The sequence below is a fragment of the Pelomicrobium sp. G1 genome, from assembly GCF_051905455.1.
Lineage (GTDB): Bacteria > Pseudomonadota > Gammaproteobacteria > Burkholderiales > UBA6910 > Pelomicrobium.
This window is the reverse complement of the sequence record NZ_JBQACR010000127.1, coordinates 1-407: the sequence shown is the minus strand read 5'-3', so window position 1 is coordinate 407 and position 407 is coordinate 1. Positions and strand designations below refer to the sequence as shown.

The 407-nt window shown below is 66.1% G+C and carries 1 protein-coding gene; it reads right to left on the bottom strand.

The genetic code is table 11. The features are described 5' to 3' along the window. On the bottom strand, nucleotides 1-407 hold a 407-nt coding region (locus ACTFO6_RS17810), incomplete at both ends, for a TonB-dependent receptor plug domain-containing protein (RefSeq protein ID WP_439935755.1).

Here is a 407-nt window from a genome sequence, read left to right as displayed (position 1 = left end):
GTACAGGCTGGAGCGGGGGCCGCGCACCACTTCGATGCGCTCGATCTGCTCCATGGGAAAGTCCTGGAACGCGGCTTGACCCAGGGTGGCCGAGCCGACCTTGATGCCGTCGATCAGCACCAGCACGTGGTCGGACTCGGTGCCCCGCAGGAACACGGAGGTGTTCTTTCCCAGCCCGCCGTTGTTGGCGATGGAAATCCCGGCGAGTCCCCGCAGCACCTCTTGGACGGACAACGCCTGGCTGCGCTCGATGTCCTCCCGGGTGATCACCGTGACCGAGGCCAGGGTCTCGTCGGCGGTTTCCGCGGTGCGGCTTGCCGTCACGATCACCGGCGCGAGCGCTACGTATTCCTTTTTCGGTGGTTCATCCGCCCCATAGGCCCCACTGCAAACGGCCAGCAGCGCGA